This is a genomic window from Ruminococcus flavefaciens 007c, from assembly GCF_000571935.1.
GTDB classification, from domain to species: domain Bacteria; phylum Bacillota; class Clostridia; order Oscillospirales; family Ruminococcaceae; genus Ruminococcus; species Ruminococcus flavefaciens_F.
Map to the genome: position 1 here is coordinate 93,319 of NZ_ATAX01000028.1, position 18,110 is coordinate 111,428.

Consider the following 18,110-nt stretch of genomic DNA (forward strand, 5'->3'; position numbering starts at 1 on the left):
ACTTATGAGTCATCTTTAAGATACCGGACCGAGCACGGGAAAAATGTTCCTCAGTATATAGTACACTCCGAAAGCTCCCAGAAAGCAACCCCAGAACGCCCCCTTGCGCGGAAGAAGCTTTACATCTTTTCCGGATATGCCGATAACTGTCTCCAGATACAGCAATATCAGAAGCAGAGCTATGACGGGCATTGCCGCATTATCGCGGAAAGCCGTCAGTATACGGCCATGGAACAGATCATTTACACTGCGGGTATTTCCGCAGCCTGTACACCACAGACCCGTAGCATTATGGAAAGCGCATTCGGGAAAGTACTTTTCCAGCCCGATTATATGATCTCTGAGACACAAAAGGATAACAGCAGCAAGAGGAGCCGCCGCCCCAATGATTATTCTCAGACGTTTAGACATATCTTACTTGATGAAAAGAGCGCTTGCATTCTGAAGGCTCTCAGCCCACTCCTTAAGGCTGTCACCAACAACGAGAGCGATGATAATGCCAAGAACGCTGAGTGCGAGTGCAACGATACTGCAGACGATACCTGCAATAGCCATTCCCTTGCCGGGGAGATCCTTCTTACGAGAAAGGATACCGAGAACAAGACCTGCAACGCCGCAAGGAAGACCTACATAAGCAGTGATGCAGCAGCCGAAAACTACAGCGCAGATACCGAGTACCATTGAAGCAATTGACATACCCTTGCTTCCCTGGGGCTCAAAACCGCCGCCGTTGTTGTATGGATCCTGAACGTATCCACCCTGATTGTTGTTGTTGTAATTATTATCCATGTTAAAATCCTCCCTAAAGGTATTATAATATCTAAAGTATAACATCTTTACATTTTTTTGTCAATAGTTAGCGGAAAAATATTTGAAAAAATTATACACTCATATATTTATTTTATCAACAAATCCCAATAAAAAGGAAAATGCGCCGCCGCTTTTGGCAGCGGCAGCGCGAAAATTAAGGAGGTTGTATTTATATACGAAAATATCTGAAAATCATGTATTTTATGCGTGAACCAATCAGCTCTGCTCGCTTACGAGGAGAGATACACGGTTCTGGATATTGCCGATGATCTCATCCGACTTCTTTTCACCCTTGAGGTAAGCTGTGATTTCTTCCTGAACTATAGCTTCTACGTCGGGGTCAAAGCTGCCGGCGCATCTGTCTGCAGACTTGATGTATTCAACGATCCTGTCCTTCTCTTCATTTGTAAGGGGCTGGATCTTGATCTCCTTCTGGCTCTTTGAATCGTAGTAGGTAAGATCCTCCTCGATCTCCTTGCCGTTGGGATCCTTGTATGTGGGCTTCTTTGTGCTTTCCTCAGCAGCCTTATCAAACTTAACCTTGAGTGAAGAAAGTCCGGAACTATATCTATAGGTATTGGAATCGTCATCTTCCTTGGAGAAGAATGACTTTACAAACTCCCAGCAAAGCTGTGTATCGTCTGAGTTGCGGAGTATAGAGAAACTCTGGTTGGGGCTGATAAGAGCACCTTTTCCGTCATTGGAGGGGAAGCCTACGAATGTAATATCCTCGCCCTTGAATCTGCCCTTGAGATCTTCTGTATAGCTGCGGAAATTGCCTATCCACATACTTGTGATAAGTATCTTGTCGTTTACGATATTGTCATCGCTGAACATTTCCATGAGCATTTCCTGATCTTCGGGATTTTCCCAGTCAATAGTTCCTTCCATTGAGGGGAACTTGTCGCAGAACTCAACCAGCTTCTTGAATTCGGGATCATCGAAGTGGCATACGCCGTTCTTGTAGTCAACGAAATCTGTTGAGTTGTATAAAAGGAGTGAAAGGATCTGCTCCTTGTAATCCATTTCTGTCAGTCTCTTACCGTCGGGAAGGTTATTATATTTTTCGATAAGGTCGTCCAGTGTCCAGTTCTCCTTATCGACGAATTTGCTCTTTCCTACATATGTCTCTATGCTGAAGGAATCAGTGATCGAATAAAGCTTTCCGTCGTACTCGCCGCACTTGAGGACATTCTCGAGGAAATCCTCCTTGCTGAGATCGGAATCCTTGTCAAGGAACTCATACAGGTCGCAGAAGAGTCCCTTGTTCTGGAGTCCTGCCACAAGACCTGCATCGTTTGTAACGATGATGTCGGGCGCATTGCCTGCGATTATGTCCTTCTTGAGCTGCGAAGCGCCTGTATTGATCGCTGTTCTCGATTCTTCATCGTATTCATCATACTTGCTGTAATCCACCATCTTGAAGCGGACGCCCTCATGTGACTTGTTGAACTCCGAGATCTTGCTTGACATAGCGTAAGCGTCGTACATTACGCCGACAGTGATGACCTTCATGTTCTCAAGCTCGGAAGCATCGCGCTTTGTAAGTCTGTAAAGCTTGCTGCCGCTCATCATGCCGTCGCCTTTGCTGTAATCGTTGTAGCTTACGATATATTCGCCGTTATCAAGGGGAAGCAGGCCTTCTACGCCGCCTTCTCCCATATCAGAGTCTACCCAGTTGATGATCTCTTCGCTGGTTCCGTCCTCCTTGAGGCCGTAGAGAGCACTGCTGCTGTTCATAAACAGCTTGTAATCGCCTGTTCCTTCAAAGATAGAGCTGGGGCCGCCCATCATACTCATATTATCCAGTTCTATTTCACTGCCTGTTTCCTTCATAGTGGAAGTATCAACGAACTTTACAGCGTCCTTTGTGCCGAAATATCCGCTTAAAGCGACAGTTCCGTCACTGAGGGGAGCAATTCCCATGATATAGTCTACATCAAGTCCGAGCTCATCTTCGATCTTGCCATCCGAATTGACAATGACAGTTGTTGAATCTTCATTGTATATGGTCATTAAAGCTTTTCCGCCGCCGATAGCCTGAAGATCACCTACACCTGCATTGCCGTCGTCTTCGGAGATATACTTGTCAAGACCTGAGATCTCGCCTGAGGTCTTTACATTGCCGTCGATGTCCACAACGTAGAGCTTGTAGGTATACTTTATGTTATTGTAATACTCTTCAAAGTCAAACTTCTCGTAATCAAAGTTCGGATCATCGTAATTCGGCTTTTCCATATCTCCTGCATCCTCAAAGGTAGCCATCATGAAGATGTCTCCGTCGGGAGCAACAGAAGCAGAAACGTAAGTATCGGATTCCAGTTTCTCACCGAGATCATACTTTATCTCTTTTGTCTCGGCAAAATTATCATCTGTGATATAGAATGTAGGCTGACTGTTTCCATCTGCTATCGCAGTAACCAGTACAGAACCGTCACTGAGCCTCTTTATGCTGCGGACATTGCTGATGTCTGTTTCTACCTCAACAGCACGGTATGCCGCATTCATAAGCTTCTGAGAATTCTTGGAAACGCCCTTTTCGGTCTCGCTCTTCTTTGAGCAGGACGCTGCCGCCCCTGTGATGACCATTAATGCTGCTGTGAATGCTGTGATTCTTTTGAAGATTGTTTTTTCCATAATAATCCCTCTTTTTCAGATTTTTTTATTTTAAGCTTTCTTTTGTCTGCCTCGGCTAATGCCTCGGTCTCTTTTTCTTTTGCCTTTACCGCCTCATTTTCCTTTCTGTTCCTCAGCGCTCTCCATTTCGCCGATACGAAAGAAACAACGGCTTTTTTAAGGTCTTGTTTTTTCCGCTGATACAGTCTGAATGCCGTGATCACAAGGCATATCAGCGTCAGCAGAGGTATGATAAGGAGCAGCTTTCGTGCTCCGTAGATAAATGAGAGCCTGACCTCGACCATTCTTGAAGCGTTTTCCCAGAAGGGGTAGGATATCCCGTCCTTCTGCACCGCATAGCCGTCAAGCTTTTCCAGGGGCTTCCTGTATTTTTTTGGCCGGAAGCGCTCTGTATTGTTTACTATGCTCACCTTGCCCTTGTTAGTCTCTTCCACATTCTCCTTGATACAGTTGTATGCAAAGTTCTCAACGGGATCGGGAACTACACATTCATAGCAGGTTATCTTAGTGACCTCGGCGGACTGCTCCCCCTCCATGCCCATATCCCGGCCGGAGGTGAGTTCGCTGCCGAATATACGGCCTGCTGCATAGTAAGATATATATGCCTTCGGAACGTCGCCTGCGCAGCGCTCCTCGGCTTCTGTTGAAGGAGTCTCTATGACTCCGGAAACAAACAGCTGGACATTGTTTATGTATATATTCTTTCCGACGATGTTCTCCGAGCCGTAAAGCGACCAGGCCAGACGTTTGTCTATGACAGCTCCGTCCTGCATCAGATCGCGGTCAGAGAAAAATGCGCCGCTTGCCAGCCTGAAATCACGGAACAGGAAGAAATTCCCGCCCACAGCTGTTATCTCAGCTTCGGAACGCCCCGTCACGTCACAGGTGACCTGAGCTGTTCCCGCCCTGAGGCTGTAGCCGTCGGGGACAAGTGTCCTGCCCGGCTCGGCAGTCACCGAAGCCTCACTGAGCTTGTTAAGCAGTTTTCCCCTGAGGTTATTCATGCTGTTTATATCAAAGCCTGCATCGTTGCTGAAGAAGCAGCTGATCTGGGTGTATTCTCCCTTGGTGCCGTTTCTCCAGCGGTCTGCTGCGTTATTGTAGCTCTGCGACTTTGCCGCTGAGGCTCCCACAGCCGTCAGCACCAGAGCGCCGACAATGGCTGCGGCGTTAACAGCCGCTGTTACTATCTGCCATTTCTTGAATTTTGCTCTCATAAGGTCCACCGCCTTATTTATCCTTCAAGCGGACCTGATCACCTGCGCCGAAAACCTTGCTTCCCGCAGTTATAACATAATCGCCTCTGCTGATATTGCCTATTACAGCGCTTGATACATCATCGGAGGCTGCCACCTCAACAGTGACCTTATCGGCGTAATAACGGTTGCCGAGAGGAGTGCTCTTTGAACGGACAGTGTACACATAATATCCTTCTGTATCCTGCTTTACCGCACTCTTCGGAACGATAGCGTCATAGTTGCCGCCTCCGCAGGGGACTGAAAGGTCTATTCTTTCGCCCGACTTTACGTCGCCAGAGACGCTGAATATGAGCTTCTTCTGTCTCGAACCATTTGAATTGTCGTTCTTTATCTCCTTAAGAACCGCTGTTATATCACCGTTCCAGTTGTTTACTATATCAGCCTCTGCGCCCTTCTTGACCTTCTTTGCCTTTTCGGGTTCAACAAATATGGATACTGTATACCCCTCATCGGCAAGATCTATGGTAGCGGCAGGATTGCCCTCTGTGGTCTTGTCATCGGGCTGTACATTTATAGCACTTACAATGCCCGAATACTTTGACTTGATCTCGGTGGCCTTGGCCTCCTTCTTGAGCTTGTCGACCTTTTCCTTCTGCTTGTCTACAGCCTTTTTCTTGGACTCGAGATCAAGGGCTTCCTTCTGGTTTGTAATGGAGTCGGTACGCTTTGTCTTGTTGAGTTCTATTATCAGTACTTCAAGGGCATTCTGCTTCTCGGTAACTGCTGCCGCAAGAGTTTCATAGCTATCGGAAGTTCCGCCCTCGCCGCTGTCGGAACTGTATGAATTAACTGCGTTTGTGAGATCGTTTACGGAATTGCTCACATCGCTCAGTCTTGAGATGAGGTCGCCGCGGATACTGTTCTTAGCGTTGTTGTAGGCATCTCTCTTTTCGTTTCTTACAGCCTCTTTGGCATCACTGTCTGCTCTTGCCTCTTCTATGCCGTTGCCTGTTTCCATAGCCACCTTGAGGAGGCTGTTGGCTGTCTCATACTCCTGCTCTGCCGCATTGAATTCGGAACAGAGTGAAGCAAGGTCGCCGCTGAATTCAGGAGCTGCTTCGGAGTAGGAATCGCTGTCTATGGCTTTTATGGTGTCCTCAAGCTTTGTCTGTAAGGCTGTGAGCCTTGTGAGCTCGTTCTTATTGCGGTTGTACTGCTCCTTTTCGTAAGCTGCATTGCCGGAATTGTTCCTTGCGGCGTCACGCTTTGCAATGGCTTCGTTGAGCTCCGCACGGGCAGCCTTTATTGCCTGGTCTTCCTTTGAATAATCAAGGGGCTCCTTGAGGAGAGCGGTCTCATAGGCCAGCTTCAGTTCGTCCAGGGACTTTTCCTCTGCCTCGAGGGTATCGCTGTCAACAGCGCTGACAGTGAAGAGAACGTCGTTCTTCTTTACCTCCTGACCCAGCTTTATATGTATCTTCTCAACTGTTCTGTTGCCGTCGATCATTACGTCATAGGCCTGATTGGACTCGACTGTGCCGTCCTTTCTGATACGCTCTGTAAGCTTTCCGGAACTTACGGTCTCGGTAGTGATCTCGGGCAGCGACTTGTTCATTATGGTATTCGAGAAAAATGTCAGTATAAGCATTACTGCAAGGAAAATGATTATGAGAGTCTTTATCAGCTCTCTCTTTTTTGCAGGGGACTTTTTTTCTTTTTCATCGTCCTCCGCAAGTATTTCCTTTAGTTCTTTTGATTCGTTCATATTATGTTACTCCTTCTGAGAGAATGATTCTGATCTGTGATCTGCTGTGATCTTTGCCCGGGATCAGCCCTTTATGCCGCCCGAATAGGTTATTCCTTCCACGAGATAATCCTCTCCGTACAGGAACATAAGCACTGTGGGTATCATATAGACGACGCCCACCGCAAAGGCAAGGCCCACATCCTCGGTATTTATCTGCGACAGGAACACCGACAGAGGATGCAGTGCGGATTCCTTCATAAGAACTATGGGCTGCTCCACCATGTTCCAGTAATCAACGAATACCAGCATGGCAATGGAAACTATGGCACCCTTGCACAGGGGTATGTATATCTTTGTGAGTATCTTCAGCTCTCCCGCGCCGTCAAGCTTGGCGGCCTCAACATAGGAAATGGGGATACGCTTCATTACCTTTGTCAGCAGGAATATACTGAAAGGCGAGAATATTGCGGGAAGTATTATCGCTCTTCTCGTATCCAGCATATTGAACTTTTCCGCAACAAGGAAGTTAGGTACAAGTGTTACCTGATAGGGCATTATCATAAGTATGAGGTATGAGAAAAAGATTATGCCCTTGAACTTGTTCGGGTATCTCGAGAAGCCATAGGAAGTAAGTATGGCTACTATCATCTGAAACACCGTTATGGGTACTGTCAGCATAACGGAATTCCAGAACTTCATAAGATAGTCGGAATTCTGTATCAGTACAGCCTTGTACTGTTCAAATGTGACCTTATCGGGTATGAATTTCAGGTTTACATCCTTGGAGATAAACACCTTCTTGGATTCGGTCATATTTGAAAACATGGCTCCGTAGTTGGCCGAGATCTCGTTGGACGTCATAAATGAGTTGGCTATGGTCAGTACCGTAGGCAGCAGGAACATGAACGCTGCAAACAGTATAAACACAAACACTATTATATCCAGTGTCTTTCTGCGCTTTTTGATGTTCATCAGCTTTCCACATCCTTTCCGAAGATATTCTCCGCGATAAGGAGGATGGCCATTATCACTATCATGACCAGCGCAAAGAGTACTGCCGCAGCAGACAGCTTCTGATAATCCAGGCTGTTGAAGGTATTGTTCATAAAGTGCTGAAGCATATACAGCTTATCCTGCGGATAATTTCCCGTGAGAAGGTAGACCTCGCGGAATATCTTGAATGAGTTTATCAATGAAAGGATAAGCACGAAGAGTATTGTGGGTGAAAGGTATCTGAGCTTTATATGTACGAACTTGTACCATGAGCTTGCACCCTCAAGGTCTGCGACCTCGATTATGTCACGGGGGATGGTACACAGCGCCGACATGAAAAGTATCATATTGTATCCCAGATTCTTCCACAGGAACATACATATTATTATTACCTGTCCGTATGGGGACTTTATCCAGTCTACGGACTGGCCGCCGAATTTTTCGATTATCTGGTTTATGGTTCCGTGATTGTGGAAGAGCACCTGCCATACGAGCACTACCGATGCGGTAGGCACCATCAGCGGGCTCAGGAAAAAGGTCCTGAATATGCTCTTTCCGGGAATCTTCCTTTCAAGGAGCATTGCCAGCCCCAGTGAAAGTATCACCGAAAGCGGTACGGATACCAGCGAGAAGAACGCCGTGTTCTTTACAGACTTCATAAACGCCGCATTCTTGAAAAGCTTGCCGTAGTTTTCAAGTCCCACGAATTCCTTCATGACCGGATTGTTTATGAGTGAATAGTATATTACGATACAGAACGGAACAAAAAAGAATATCATTACGCCTATCAAGCTCGGCAGGACACATACATTGCTGAATATCCTTTCGCCCTTCCTTCCGCACTGGTTTTTTGTCTTGTTTTTCATTTGGATACTACCTCACAAAATAATTCTTTTGCTCTGATTATTATATTCATGTTTCTGCCTCTGTATATAAGTGTCCTGAAAGACGGAAAAAAGACGAAGGTCAGAAATATTTTTTTATTTTAACTATGATCCCACCGAAGTATAACAGCTCCTGTCCATAAAAAAGCCGTGTTATTCTTTGCCCATAGTGACCGCAAGGAGCTGCTTACACATTATATAAACAACCGAAAAGTTCATTTCAGTGCACAAGACAGAAATTTTTTTGCAGCGGACTATGAATAAAGAAAGCACGTTACAGGGTTCTCCCCATTCCATTTTAATATAATACATCATTGACAAAGACTTGTCAATATCCGCCGCTGCATTTTTACTCTTTTTTTACCTTTGCCGCAGATCTGCTGTAAGTGCAGGTCTGCGGCAGGTATTTATGCAGCATTTCACAGTGTCCTTTTTCACAGTTCTCCTATATTCTACACTGTCAAGATGACATTAACGTGACTTTTAAATTACAAATCCGTCACTTTGTTTTTTTATGCTGCAATTCCCCTTCTACTACTATATTAGACGTTAATTCAGGCTCTAATGTGACATATTTTTTTCGGACAGCTGCCATAATCGGCATTTTGCCATTGATAAAAGGCGACTATTGCTTTTTTTTAGTGAATGTGACTGTTTTTCAAAACCGCTATTGACAATTCGCTCTTATTATGATACAATATTTTCTGTTGAAACGCCGTGCGGGTGTAGTTCAATGGTAGAATTCCAGCCTTCCAAGCTGGTTACGTGGGTTCGATTCCCATCACCCGCTCCATTTTATTAGCAGCATTCGCTGCTAAAGTTTTCTGTGCGCCTTTAACTCAGCTGGATAGAGTAACTGCCTTCTAAGCAGTAAGCCGCTGGTTCGAATCCAGCAAGGCGCGCCATTCCGAGACTCTCCGTTACTTGACTCCATCTAATGGAGAGCTTCGTTTTTATTTATTATATGGTGGGTGTAGCTTAGCTGGTTAAAGCGTCGGATTGTGGTCCCGAAGACCGTGGGTTCGAATCCCATCTCCCACCCTCTAACAAAGCCCCTCGGCAAAAGCCGAGGGGCTTGAATCATATATGAGCAAAAATTGTCCCCGCAATCGCGGGGACTTTCTATATCATTATTATTTACCTGCTTTAAATCGTCTCAACAAAGTCACTCAATTCAAGTCTTATATCATCTTTTTCTCATTTCATTGTAGATCGATTATTGTTCGATATGTATGCAACCTATCCTACATTAAAGTACAGCTTTGCTTGTTTTAGGTTTTCCGCAATAAGATTTTCGACAGTACCGTCATCATGAACACTATAGATCTTATCCCTTACATATCTTGGGAACAATTTTTCTATATCTTCATTATACTGGGCACCATCCCCGGGGCTCTCTGAGGAAACTACTCTTAAAGAATCATTTTCCTTTACAAGTTCAAACCGACACGGATAAGAACCACCTGCGTCTTCATTCAGAACTCCACCGTCATATGAATATATGCATTCATTCACCCATGCATACACATAATAGCGATTCTCCGCCGCCTTCTCTGAAGAAAACACCGATACTGAACAGAAGTTCGCAGCATTTTCCGAATCAACAACATAATACTCTGGCGCGAGCACCTCGCTGAGAATATGGTCCTTCAACAAGCCGTCGGTTGTTTTTTCGTCTATATATACCCGCTCATACGCAGGGTACCTGTCCGGCAATATTGCAACTTCCCTGCTTGTCAACACAACTATCAGAGACAATAACATTACTGCACACACAAGTGACATCAGTACAACTATCCTCACCGTTTTCTTTTTATTGGTAGTCTCTGAGTAGTCAGCTACCTTTACAAGAGTATCCTTCATCTCTCCGTTCATAGTCTCACTTTTCCTTTCACCGTCGATAAGCTCGCGAATGTCAACATCGTAGAAATCTGCGATCTCTACCAGAATACTGATATCCGGCATATTATTACCATTTTCCCATCTGCTTACAGTCCTGCCGGATACCCCAAAATGCTCTGCCAGCTGCTCCTGAGTCAGAGCCTTTTCTTTTCTAAGCTCCTTCAGGAAGCTGCCGATCCTAATCTGATCCATTCCGTCGCCTCCTTTCGTCACAAGAATACCATGCCGTCCCGGAACAGTCAACGACACAAAGTGAGAAATGCCGTGTTTTGTTACCGGACATGATTTGTCTTGTACAATTTTTGCCGATATATCCAATCAAAATCGAATACTATCGTCACCTTATTACTCAAAATCATAAAATCATTTTTTCTTCATATAAATCATCGCTTTAATAATACATAAGCTCCATACTATTCTTTCACATTAAAATTATACACTACACTGCCGCCCAAAGTCAAGGCTGCTGCCATGAGAAGTGATAAGCAAGTATGTATAACATAAGCAGGTGCTCCCATTATAAGAAGCACCTGCTCTTTGTTTATTCTTCTTTGTCAGTACCGATATGATATCTCTATTTCAGTTCATTGCCTGTTCAAGAGCATTTCTTGCAGCTTCTATGATACCGTTTGAGCTGTATGTCGCGCCCGAGCAGGCATCTATTCCGTCCGCACTGAGACTGTCCTTTATCTGAGGTATCACCTTGCTTTTGGCGTCATCAAAGAAATCCGGATCATCATCGTCAGCATTTGCCGAAAATGAAGTTATCGTGTCATTCTCAATAGTTATCGAAACGTGTACCTTTCCTGAATAGCCTTCGCCTGTGCCCTCAAAGGTACCGTTCTTGAATCTGCAGCTCTGCTCCTGAGCTTCTTCCTGTTCATTGTTGCCTGACTGCTCGTCAGTATTTTCAGCTTCTGTAACTTCTTCCTTTGCCGCATCAGTCACTGTTTCGGTGTTTTTTTCTTTTTTATCGACGGAAGTTGTAACTGTTGTACCCGACTTTACTGTTGTTGTAGTCTTTGTTCCGTCAGCTGTTGTAACTGCGGTAGTTGAAGTCTGAGTAGTCTCTTTTTCAGGAGCTTCAACAGCAGCTTTAGGTGATGCGCTTACAGCTTTTGTCTTTGTATTTGTATTTCGTGATATTACTCCGCTAAAGCATAGCGGGATAACAAAAGCACAGGCGCAGACTGCATTCGGGATAAGCTTTGATGATTTTTCATTCTTTGAAAGATAATACTTTCTGAGTCTGAAAACCGCATAACCTATAAACACTGCGCTGTATACAAGAACACTGAGGAAATATCCCTCTCTGCCCTTCTGAGCTTTCGGAACAAAAAGCACCATGATATGAATGTATATCATTGCATAGAAAAGATAAGCAAGACGCTGTATCTTTTTCCATGTTTTAGCATTCATCTTCTTTCTTACAGCTTTGAATGACATAATTGCAAGAGGTACCATTATCATTGTCATTGAAATAGATAAAATACACGTAATGACAAAGTCTCTGTATGCATCTCCGCTTCCTGTTCTGCCGTCAATAATATTCCTGATGTACTGCATACCGAATGTAATGATATGTGCCAGTGTAAGAACAGCTGCTGTTATTGAAAGCTCTCCGCGTACAGACATGAGCTTCTTTATAGGAGCTGAACCGTTAGGAAGCGCACCTGCCCACATTACAACCGCCCAGAATGCTGCTCCGAGAGCTCCGCGGGAGAATATTCCAAGTACATAATCTCTCACAAATCTGCTTGATATAGTGATATCAGACTGTGCAACAACTACTGAAGCAGCCGTAAGAACAGCTGCCGCAATATAAAACACAGCAGGACATTTTTTCAGTGGTTTATCAAGGCAAAATGCAATAAAAAACGCGATAACAAGTGATATAATAAATAACATATATATTACGACCTTTCAGCACTTGACCCCTGTGCAAAAAGCTCCAGGGGTCATCTGCATTAAAATTTATCTGTCAGGAATTGATATCTCAATCGTTTTTCTTTCTGAGTACAAACGCTGTAGCACCTGCCAGAGCAAGAACTGCTACAGGTAAAGCCATTCCGTTTACACCTGTCTTAGGACTGTTTGAAGCAGATGTTGTAGTCTTGGCAGTTTTTGCAGTTGTTTTTGCTGTAGTTGTTACAGTTGTATTCTGAACATCCTTCTTTACCTCAAAGCTGTATGGTGAATTGTAGCCTGTTGAGTTAAGAGTGATATTATAAGTGCCGTTGTTTTCGAATACCTTTGCATCGCTTACGGTCACGTCAAAATCAATAGAACCGTCTTCCTTGAAAAGCTTTATAGCTTTGCTGCCTGTTGCCCTGTAAGAAGTGCCGTTTATATCAACAGTGGCAAGATTGTTCAGGAAGTTTGCCCTGTCATCGTCTGTAAATCCGTCGGCTGTTTTGAGCTTACCGTCAGCAAACTTGACAGGAATATCATCAGTTGAAAGAATGAACTGTGCTGTCATAGGAGCATACTTTCCGCTCTCGTCTGTTACATTGACATTATACTTACCAGGCTTTGCGTCTGTATAGCTGATCTCTGTTTCAGTAACATTAAGTCCTTCATCAGCAGTGATGACCTTCTTGTAATCTTCTGGGAAACCCGTAAGTGAAAGAGATGTTTTGCCTGTGCCTGCCGAAGCATCCTCTGCCTTTACTTCGCCTGCAAATCTGATAGGAAGATACTGCTCACCAACATTGACAGTAGTATAGCCGTCAAGTGTGATGAATGTTACGGAAGTCACTGTTTTTCCCTTTGAGCTTTCATAATCCTCGAAGCTGACATGATTTCCGTGATATTCAACAGTCTTGATGCCTGCTGACCATGCGTATGAACCATTTCTCCAGATATTTTCAAGATGACGCATAGCATAGCGGTCACCTTCCTTTGTATTTACAATTACACCGTACAGAACGGTATTCTCGGGATAACCCGTTACCTTGATCTGATAGTCGCCGTAATAGCTGTTTGTTGAAACAGTTGCCGAGCCGTCAACAGTCTGTTCGCCGTTTGTGTCAACAAGCTTTGATACGCTAAGGGAATCGCCTGAAAGCGATACTTCCTTATATGCGGCAGGCTTGCTGTCAAGGGGAGAAAAATTATACTTTTCCTTGAGAGCATCAACAGCGTCAGCCGATACCTCAACAGGGAAGTTTACACCGAGGATAGTACCGTTTCCATTATTGTATGTACCTTCAACGATCTCACCCTGACCGTTCATTCCCCATTTGCCCTTTGTTGTAGCGGAGGAAACTGCGTCAACTTCATATGCGTCTTCTATCTCTGCCTTGTAGAAATCGGCATAGGGTATATTCATAGTACCGTATACTTTTTCTTCAGCAGCAGATACCGAAAGCGGAACAGCAGTAAGTGTTAATGTACAGACAGCTGCACTGATGATAGAATTGATCTTTTTCATGTGAAATTCTCCTTTTGTAGTAAAAATATAGAATAAATAGTATTATAAAAGAATTACAAATACATATTTTATTTTACAACAAACAGCCATATGTGTCAATGTAAGTTTTTAATAACATAAGTATTTGAATATATAAAATTTTGGTTAAACATAGCAAGTTCTAAAATAATAAGCCCCCGCGAGTGCGGTGGCTTATTGTATTATTATTCTTTTTTGTCGATACCGATCTGATATCTTTTCTTCAGTTCACTGCCTGTTCCAAAGCCTTGCGCGCAGCTTCTATTATACCGTTTGAGCTGTATGTTGCTCCCGAGCAGGCATCTATACCGTCGGCACTTGCCTTTGCACCTATCTGCGGGATAACTGTGTTCATGGCATCTCCGAAATACTCAGGATCATCATCGTCAGCCCATGCGGAAATGCTTGTTATGGCATCATTTTCTATAGAAAGCTTTACGTGTACTTTGCCTGCGTAGCCCTCGGCTTCCGCCTCGTATTCGCCGTTTCGGTATTTATAGCTCGGCTGCGGCTCGACTGCGGCAGCTTCTTCCTCATGCTGCTCATGTTCGGGCTCGTCGTTATGCTCCTGTTCATTCTGCTTTTCTTCATCATCTGAGGATTTCTTTTCGTCCTTTTTATTGGAAGTTACAGCCTCTGTGGCAGTAGTTTCCGTGGTCGTGACAGCTGTGGTAACGGAGGACTTTTTACTGCCATTGACAGTAGTTACAGAGGCTTCCGTAACAGTTGTAGTTTCGGAAGCAAATGTAAATGTCGCCGCCTTTTCCCCGGTAACTGCAGAGGGCTTTTCAGACTGTGTACCTGTACCGTGAGAGACAGCTCCTGCAAGAGCTACGGGCAGCGCAAAAGCACAGGCGCATACCGTGTTGGGTACGAGCTTCTTTTCGGGCTTTTTGCGCATAATGTAATACTTTCTGATACGCATTACGGCATAACCGATGAAAACTGCGCTGTACACAAGGATACTGAGGAAGCAGCCATCTCTGCCTTTCCGAGCCTTCGGTACCAAAAGCACCATTATATGTACATATATCAGCGCATAAAACACATACGCAAGACGCTGTATCTTTTTCCATGTTTTAGCGTTCATCTTTTTGCGTATCTTCTTTAAGGACATAACAGTCAGCGGTGTCATTATCAGCACCATTGCGATACATACGATGCTTGTAATAACAAAGTCCGAACCTGTTCTGCCCTTGATGAGATTGGATATGTACATCATACCGTATATGATGATATGGGAAAATGTAAGTATAGCCGAAGTTATGGAAAGTTCCCCGCGTATGGGCATTAGCTTCTTTATGGGAGCCGTGCCGCCGGGCAGCGCTCCTGCCCACATGACAACTGCCCAGAATGCAGTGCCGAGAGCTCCGCGGGAGAATATCCCCAAAGCATAATCACGGACAAATCTGCTGGATATTGTCACATCTGATTGTGTAATCACAACAGAAGCAGCAGTCAGCACAGCTGCCGTGATATAAAATGCCGCAGGACATTTTTTCAGCGGCTTATCAAGACAAAAAGCAACAAGAACCGCTATGAGAATTGCAGTTAAAAATAACATAAAACTTACCTCTTTGCAGTAGTTGACCTCCGCAGCATAAGCTGCAGAGGCCGTGATTTATTGGAGAGTATATCAGGATCTCTTTTTTCTGAATGCAAATGCAGATGCTCCTGCAAGTGCAAGGAATGTAACAGGAAGTACTGCGCCGTTTGCTCCTGTCTTAGGGCTGTCTGTTTTTGAAGCTGTTGTTGTCTTTTTAGCTGTAGTAGTTGTTGCTTTTGCTGTTGTCTTGGATGTTGAATTTGAATTAGCTGATGTTGTGGAAGTTGTGGTTACTGCAGCCTGATCGTTTATCTCGAACTCATAATTCTTCTCATATCCTGTTGCTTCAACTGTGAGCTTGTACTTGCCGGAGCCGTCGAATACATTTTCCTCACCCGACTTTGCGTCAAGCTTTATCTCGCCAGTCTGAGAGTCGATTACGGTAACTCCTCGTCTGCCTGTAGCGTATCTCTTGTCACCAACTGTTACGGCTGTGATGTTTTTGAGGTAATTTGCTGCGTCTGTTAATGAAGCTCCGTCAGCTGCAACAAGCTTTCCGTCGGAATACTTTACAGGGACAGCGTCTGTTGTAAGTGTGAAGCTTCCTCTGACATCTGAGTATTTCCCCCCATCATCGGAAACAGTAAGCGTATAATTTCCGGGCTGTGCGTTATTGTAACTTACAGTGTTTCCCGATACTGTAAAGCCGTCTGCAACTGTACCCTTTATCTTGTAATCGGCAGGGAATACTGAATTATCAAAGGTAACAGAGCCCTTGCCTGACTTGCCGCTTTCAACTGTAAGACTGTCTGTAAACTTGATCGGCAGATAGCCGTTCTGTCCCGAAAGAGTGCTGTAGCCGTTGAGCGTAATGAATGTTACTTCACTGATAGTTTGTCCCTTGGAGCTCTTGTAGTGCTCGGAGGAGAGGGTATTGCCGTGGGGCTCCTTCTCCTTTACGCCTGCGCCCCATGCTATCTGTCCGTTGCGCCAGATGTTTTCAAGAGCACGCATACCGTAGTCCGTACCCTCCTTTGTCTTTACAATAACACCGTAGATATCACAGTTTGCAGGTATCCCCTTAACATTTATCTGATAGTCACCCCAACTTGAAAGGCTTGTTACTGTCATTTCTCCGCTGAGAGCTTCCTCACCGTCAGCGTCTACAAGCTTGCCGAAAGCAGCCTTGCCGTTTTCGACCGTAACAGGCTTGTATGCCTTGGGCTTCTCTGAAAGCTCCGTAAATCCCATTTTGTCGCTGAGCTTGTCAAGATCTGACCTGGCTATCTCTACAGGATAAGTGACACCGAGAATCTTTCCGCCGCCGTTTTCAGTCTCGGTACTGAAAGTACCTGCTGCAAGTCCGCCGCTCTGCCATTTTCCGTCTTCGCCCATGCTTCCCGTATTATTGCCCTTCCACTTGTTTGTAGTTGCGGAAGAAACTGCGTCAACTGGAATACTGTTATTCAGCTCTGCAGCGTAAAAATCAGCGTAAGGGATATTCATAGTGCCGTATACCTTATCGCCTTCGGCAGCGTTAGCTGTAAAGGGAACTGCGGCAGCTGCCATGCAGGCTGCGGCACATAGAATTGATGTAAATCTCTTCATTTCGGTATCTCCTTACGCAAGCTTTGAGGCAAGCTCTTTCAGCTTTGCAAGGTCATCATCGGAAGCTGCTTCGTTAACAATAAAGCCCTCATCGCCGATAAGCTCTGCACCTGCTGCCTTTGTGCGGTCGTACCAGTTACGCATCCATTCGCCGTCGCCCCAGCCGTATGAGCCGAAGAGAAGAACCTTCTTGCCGCTGAGTGAACCCTCAATACCTGTGAAGAAAGGCTCAAATGTATCTTCCTCAAGCACCTCAGCACCCATTGCAGGGCAGCCGAAAGCAAATGCCTCATAGTCTGCTGCATTGCCATTGAACTCTGATACCTCAAAAAGCTCTGCATTTGCGCCCTCGGCTGCTGCTTTTGCCATAGCCTCGGTATTGCCTGTGCCGCTCCAATAAATTACTGCTGTTTTCATATATTTTCCTCCTTGGAAATAGCCTGAAACAAATTCAGACCGATTTTTAATCTATCGAACAGGATAGCCCTGCAGCGATCGTAAGTTTTAAATGTCTGCCGTGCCTTTTCAGCGTTTTCATACACCTTCCAGTAGCCGCACAGCAGACAGTTTTTGCCGTGATTGCCTATAAATCCTCTGACATCCTCAACGGGATAGCCGAGAAATACCCCTATCTCATGTGGAAAGCTGCCGCAGATTATACGGCCCGAAAGCCTGCGGAGCTTTTGTTCAAGGCTCATATCGCAGGTATAGCCGTATTCTGAAAGGAATTGCTGAATCTTTGGCATACCGAGCCATGCAGTCAGCATTTTCTTGTTGTAGATATATACAAGTGTACGCTTGCGGCATCTGCATAATTGAATTGCTGTAAGTCCGTTTCCGGCCATATTATCTGCAAATTCACGCAGATATTCCTTAATAGTTCCCTCACTCATATCAAAGGAAATAAGGTTTGCGCACTTTACTCCCAGAAGCGTGGGAGCACTGTGGAAAGCAAGGTCACTATCAATACTTCTGCGCTCAACTTCGGACATATTTCCTCCCCTTTATATCAGTAAGAAGCTGCTTCAGCGCACTTACGCTGGAGCTGTGGACGTGCTCAACAGGCACGCCGTTTTTCTCGGAGCTTTTCTTGACAGCTCCCAGCATTTTATGTGAACAGGTCCCTGTGAAAACCACCATAAGATCAGGAGTACCAAGCTTGTTCTCGAAGTCCGCAGGCATTTGTGTGAAGACCTTGGACTTGTGATTGAATGATTTACAGATATCCTGATAACGTGTTGCCATGCGGTCATTGCCGCCAACGATTACTATGCTCATAATTCCTCCTTTTTGTTAGTTGATGCTAATTCCAATGTTTTTATATGGGGCGATG

At 44.9% G+C, this 18,110-nt stretch carries 15 protein-coding genes and 3 tRNA genes; 3 read left to right on the forward strand and 15 right to left on the reverse strand.

Annotated features, from left to right (window positions below):
• Positions 1-15: 15 nt before the first annotated feature.
• The 7 genes from RF007C_RS11260 to RF007C_RS11290 all read right to left on the reverse strand — a co-directional run bounded on the left by RF007C_RS11260 (position 16) and on the right by RF007C_RS11290 (position 8,252).
• Positions 16-411 carry a DUF2752 domain-containing protein gene (locus tag RF007C_RS11260; RefSeq protein ID WP_051456645.1) on the reverse strand — a complete coding sequence of 132 codons (396 nt, stop codon included), beginning with the start codon at positions 409-411 and terminating at the stop codon, positions 16-18.
• 3 nt (positions 412-414) lie between these two features.
• On the reverse strand, positions 415-789 hold the full coding sequence (locus RF007C_RS11265) for a DUF4190 domain-containing protein (RefSeq protein WP_019680085.1): 375 nt from the start codon (positions 787-789) through the stop codon (positions 415-417).
• 237 nt (positions 790-1,026) lie between these two features.
• A complete protein-coding gene (locus tag RF007C_RS11270) occupies positions 1,027-3,447 on the reverse strand; it encodes an ABC transporter substrate-binding protein (RefSeq protein WP_037299874.1) in 2,421 nt (806 codons plus the stop codon).
• Entirely contained in the window at positions 3,399-4,664 is a 1,266-nt protein-coding gene (locus RF007C_RS11275) for an ABC transporter permease (protein ID WP_037299877.1), read from the reverse strand. The genes RF007C_RS11270 and RF007C_RS11275 overlap by 49 nt, the downstream gene beginning before the upstream one ends.
• Before the next feature lie 13 nt (positions 4,665-4,677).
• Complete coding sequence (locus RF007C_RS11280) at positions 4,678-6,411, reverse strand: RND transporter (RefSeq protein ID WP_037299878.1); 1,734 nt, start codon at positions 6,409-6,411, stop codon at positions 4,678-4,680.
• Between the two features lie 63 nt (positions 6,412-6,474).
• Positions 6,475-7,365, reverse strand: coding sequence for a carbohydrate ABC transporter permease (locus RF007C_RS11285; protein WP_019680081.1), 891 nt, complete (start codon positions 7,363-7,365; stop codon positions 6,475-6,477).
• Positions 7,365-8,252: a carbohydrate ABC transporter permease gene (locus RF007C_RS11290; RefSeq protein ID WP_019680080.1), complete on the reverse strand. Its 888-nt coding sequence runs from the start codon at positions 8,250-8,252 to the stop codon at positions 7,365-7,367. The genes RF007C_RS11285 and RF007C_RS11290 overlap by 1 nt, the downstream gene beginning before the upstream one ends.
• Before the next feature lie 737 nt (positions 8,253-8,989).
• Here RF007C_RS11290 and RF007C_RS11295 point away from each other — a divergent pair.
• The 3 genes from RF007C_RS11295 to RF007C_RS11305 all read left to right on the forward strand — a co-directional run bounded on the left by RF007C_RS11295 (position 8,990) and on the right by RF007C_RS11305 (position 9,312).
• Positions 8,990-9,063 (forward strand) — tRNA-Gly (locus RF007C_RS11295).
• Between the two features lie 35 nt (positions 9,064-9,098).
• Positions 9,099-9,175 (forward strand) — tRNA-Arg (locus tag RF007C_RS11300).
• Positions 9,176-9,236: 61 nt separating this feature from the next.
• Positions 9,237-9,312, forward strand: a tRNA-His gene (locus RF007C_RS11305).
• A 197-nt stretch (positions 9,313-9,509) separates the two neighbouring features.
• On the opposite strand, the gene RF007C_RS16610 is transcribed toward RF007C_RS11305, so the two are convergent.
• The 8 genes from RF007C_RS16610 to RF007C_RS11345 all read right to left on the reverse strand — a co-directional run bounded on the left by RF007C_RS16610 (position 9,510) and on the right by RF007C_RS11345 (position 18,055).
• The gene (locus RF007C_RS16610) at positions 9,510-10,364 is read right to left on the reverse strand and encodes a helix-turn-helix domain-containing protein (protein ID WP_051456646.1); all 855 of its coding nucleotides are present in this window, start codon (positions 10,362-10,364) and stop codon (positions 9,510-9,512) included.
• Positions 10,365-10,751: 387 nt separating this feature from the next.
• A complete protein-coding gene (locus tag RF007C_RS11315; RefSeq protein ID WP_037299880.1) occupies positions 10,752-12,080 on the reverse strand; it encodes an FMN-binding protein in 1,329 nt (442 codons plus the stop codon).
• An 88-nt stretch (positions 12,081-12,168) separates the two neighbouring features.
• Complete coding sequence (locus tag RF007C_RS11320; protein WP_037299882.1) at positions 12,169-13,605, reverse strand: NPXTG-anchored protein; 1,437 nt, start codon at positions 13,603-13,605, stop codon at positions 12,169-12,171.
• 241 nt (positions 13,606-13,846) lie between these two features.
• A complete protein-coding gene (locus tag RF007C_RS11325) occupies positions 13,847-15,187 on the reverse strand; it encodes an FMN-binding protein (protein WP_037299885.1) in 1,341 nt (446 codons plus the stop codon).
• Between the two features lie 72 nt (positions 15,188-15,259).
• Positions 15,260-16,777: a hemoblobin-interacting domain-containing protein gene (locus tag RF007C_RS11330; protein WP_037299889.1), complete on the reverse strand. Its 1,518-nt coding sequence runs from the start codon at positions 16,775-16,777 to the stop codon at positions 15,260-15,262.
• Between the two features lie 12 nt (positions 16,778-16,789).
• Positions 16,790-17,194 carry a flavodoxin gene (locus RF007C_RS11335; RefSeq protein WP_019680049.1) on the reverse strand — a complete coding sequence of 135 codons (405 nt, stop codon included), beginning with the start codon at positions 17,192-17,194 and terminating at the stop codon, positions 16,790-16,792.
• The gene (locus tag RF007C_RS11340; RefSeq protein WP_037299891.1) at positions 17,191-17,769 is read right to left on the reverse strand and encodes a DUF3793 family protein; all 579 of its coding nucleotides are present in this window, start codon (positions 17,767-17,769) and stop codon (positions 17,191-17,193) included. The genes RF007C_RS11335 and RF007C_RS11340 overlap by 4 nt, the downstream gene beginning before the upstream one ends.
• Positions 17,756-18,055 carry a DUF2325 domain-containing protein gene (locus RF007C_RS11345; RefSeq protein ID WP_019680047.1) on the reverse strand — a complete coding sequence of 100 codons (300 nt, stop codon included), beginning with the start codon at positions 18,053-18,055 and terminating at the stop codon, positions 17,756-17,758. The genes RF007C_RS11340 and RF007C_RS11345 overlap by 14 nt, the downstream gene beginning before the upstream one ends.
• Between the last annotated feature and the right edge of the window lie 55 nt (positions 18,056-18,110).

What these genes read in the sequence shown, in the direction of transcription:
- RF007C_RS11345 (WP_019680047.1), bottom strand. Translation starts at nt 18,055, where the DNA reads ATGAGCATAGTAATCGTTGGCGGCAATGACCGCATGGCAACACGTTAT.
- RF007C_RS11265 (WP_019680085.1), bottom strand. Translation starts at nt 789, where the DNA reads ATGGATAATAATTACAACAACAACAATCAGGGTGGATACGTTCAGGAT.
- RF007C_RS11315 (WP_037299880.1), bottom strand. Translation starts at nt 12,080, where the DNA reads ATGTTATTTATTATATCACTTGTTATCGCGTTTTTTATTGCATTTTGC.
- RF007C_RS11335 (WP_019680049.1), bottom strand. Translation starts at nt 17,194, where the DNA reads ATGAAAACAGCAGTAATTTATTGGAGCGGCACAGGCAATACCGAGGCT.
- RF007C_RS11270 (WP_037299874.1), bottom strand. Translation starts at nt 3,447, where the DNA reads ATGGAAAAAACAATCTTCAAAAGAATCACAGCATTCACAGCAGCATTA.
- RF007C_RS16610 (WP_051456646.1), bottom strand. Translation starts at nt 10,364, where the DNA reads ATGGATCAGATTAGGATCGGCAGCTTCCTGAAGGAGCTTAGAAAAGAA.
- RF007C_RS11340 (WP_037299891.1), bottom strand. Translation starts at nt 17,769, where the DNA reads ATGTCCGAAGTTGAGCGCAGAAGTATTGATAGTGACCTTGCTTTCCAC.
- RF007C_RS11290 (WP_019680080.1), bottom strand. Translation starts at nt 8,252, where the DNA reads ATGAAAAACAAGACAAAAAACCAGTGCGGAAGGAAGGGCGAAAGGATA.
- RF007C_RS11330 (WP_037299889.1), bottom strand. Translation starts at nt 16,777, where the DNA reads ATGAAGAGATTTACATCAATTCTATGTGCCGCAGCCTGCATGGCAGCT.
- RF007C_RS11325 (WP_037299885.1), bottom strand. Translation starts at nt 15,187, where the DNA reads ATGTTATTTTTAACTGCAATTCTCATAGCGGTTCTTGTTGCTTTTTGT.
- RF007C_RS11275 (WP_037299877.1), bottom strand. Translation starts at nt 4,664, where the DNA reads ATGAGAGCAAAATTCAAGAAATGGCAGATAGTAACAGCGGCTGTTAAC.
- RF007C_RS11285 (WP_019680081.1), bottom strand. Translation starts at nt 7,365, where the DNA reads ATGAACATCAAAAAGCGCAGAAAGACACTGGATATAATAGTGTTTGTG.
- RF007C_RS11280 (WP_037299878.1), bottom strand. Translation starts at nt 6,411, where the DNA reads ATGAACGAATCAAAAGAACTAAAGGAAATACTTGCGGAGGACGATGAA.
- RF007C_RS11260 (WP_051456645.1), bottom strand. Translation starts at nt 411, where the DNA reads ATGTCTAAACGTCTGAGAATAATCATTGGGGCGGCGGCTCCTCTTGCT.
- RF007C_RS11320 (WP_037299882.1), bottom strand. Translation starts at nt 13,605, where the DNA reads ATGAAAAAGATCAATTCTATCATCAGTGCAGCTGTCTGTACATTAACA.